At 65.6% G+C, this 1,646-nt stretch carries 2 protein-coding genes and 1 pseudogene; 2 read left to right on the top strand and 1 reads right to left on the bottom strand.

Annotated elements, in window-relative coordinates; translation table 11 throughout:
- Positions 1 to 147, bottom strand: a pseudogene (locus PGX04_RS19635) (peptidase M28); the annotation flags it as partial.
- Between the two features lie 137 nt (positions 148 to 284).
- Between PGX04_RS19635 and PGX04_RS19630 the strand changes: the two are divergent.
- Positions 285 to 1,349: a polyprenyl synthetase family protein gene (locus PGX04_RS19630; RefSeq protein WP_273740056.1), complete on the top strand. Its 1,065-nt coding sequence runs from the start codon at positions 285 to 287 to the stop codon at positions 1,347 to 1,349.
- Between the two features lie 138 nt (positions 1,350 to 1,487).
- The coding region (locus PGX04_RS34740; protein ID WP_425498452.1) for a DUF7541 family protein at positions 1,488 to 1,646 on the top strand (159 nt) is incomplete at its 3' end.

Here is a 1,646-nt window from a genome sequence, read left to right as displayed (position 1 = left end):
GCCGACGTCGGCCAGCGCGTCCCGCGTCAGCTCGGCGGCCTCGCGTTCGTCCTCGCTGCCGGCCATGCGATTCCCCACGTCGACGAGGGCCTCGAGGTGGTTCCAGCCGACGTCGCTCTCGAAGACGGAGCCGATCCAGGCGGTCATGACTGGAACGTGGACCGATGGACTGGTAACTGTACCGCTCGATCGCAACGAATTCCGAGAACTGTCCGACGGTTTGCAACAGTTGGTGACACGACAAACTGCGAATCTTTTTCACGCCGCTCCCTCTCGGACTCGATATGCGGGAGACGCTAGCCGACTGGCGGCCGGCCATCGACGAAGCGATCGCCGACCTGGTTCCGCGCGAGATCGACGCCGACTACCTCGAGTCGTTCTTCGGGTCCCCGACGTACGAGTACGATCCCCACGGCATCCAGCGCGCGCTGGCGACGCCGCTGTGGGATCTGCTCGACCGCGGCGGCAAGCGGTGGCGTGCGATACTCTTCCTCGTCTTCGTCGAGGGGTTCGGCGAGGACCCGGCCGAGTATCTGCCCTACGCTTGCATTCCGGAGATACTGCACAACGGGACGATCATCGTCGACGACGTCGAGGACGGGGCCACGATTCGACGCGGCGAACAGGCGCTCCATCGCCTCTACGGCCGCGATATCGCACTCAACGCCGGCAACGCGATGTACTTCCTGCCGTTGAAGGTCATTACCCGGAATCCGGCCGACCTCCCGGCCGACCGGCGGCTGGCCGCCTACGAGATGCTGATGTACGAACTCAACCGCACCCACCTCGGCCAGGGGATGGACATCTGCTGGCACAACGAACGTGATGTCCGGATCAACACGGCACAGTATCTGGAGATGTGCGCGTGCAAGACGGGCTGTCTCGGCCGGATCGTGGCTCGCCTCGCCGCGATCATCACCGACCAGCCCGACGCCGTCGAGGAAGCGATCGCCGAGTACGCCGAACTGACCGCGGTCGCCTTCCAGATCGGCGACGACATCCTGGACGTCGAGCACTCGCTGGGCCGGGCCGGCGAGTTCGGCAAGGAGTTCGGCAACGACATCCGCGAGGGAAAGAAGACCCTCATGGTCATCCACGCCATCGAGGCGAGCGAGCCGGAGCGCGCCCGACGGCTGCAGGCGATCCTCGAGGCCGACGACAATACCGACGAGGAGATCCTCGAGGCCCTGGAAATCCTCGAGGCCGCCGGCAGTATCGAGTACGCCCGCGAGCGCGCGCTCGAGTTGGCCGCCGATGCGCGCGCGGCGATCGACGGACTGAACTTCGACGCGGAGACGACCCGGAAGCTCGAGGAGTTCACGGAGTTCGTCATCGAGCGCAACGAGTAGTCGCCCCAGCGGGACTCGAGCGATCCGTTCGCGAGGTGGCGACAGCTGATGAGTTGATCCTTCGAGTCGACAGTCGAGACAGTCACGAACGATGAACGGTAGGGTCAGATACTACAGTCTCGAGGTGGAACCCCGGGTATGGCCGACCACTCGAGGCAGGGTGAGATCGATCGCACGGACGGCGCGAGACCGTGGCCGATCCTCGTGGCCCTCGGACTCGCCGGCTCGGAGGTCGGCATCGTCGTCGATCTCGTCCCGGTCGCCGTCGGCGGACTCGTCGTCTTCGCCGCGAGCGTC

Source organism: Natrinema soli (assembly GCF_028618695.1).
The sequence above is the reverse complement of the archived record's forward strand: the minus strand, read 5'-3'. Positions and strand labels throughout refer to the sequence as shown.

What these genes read in the sequence shown, in the direction of transcription:
- PGX04_RS19630 (WP_273740056.1), top strand. Translation starts at nt 285, where the DNA reads ATGCGGGAGACGCTAGCCGACTGGCGGCCGGCCATCGACGAAGCGATC.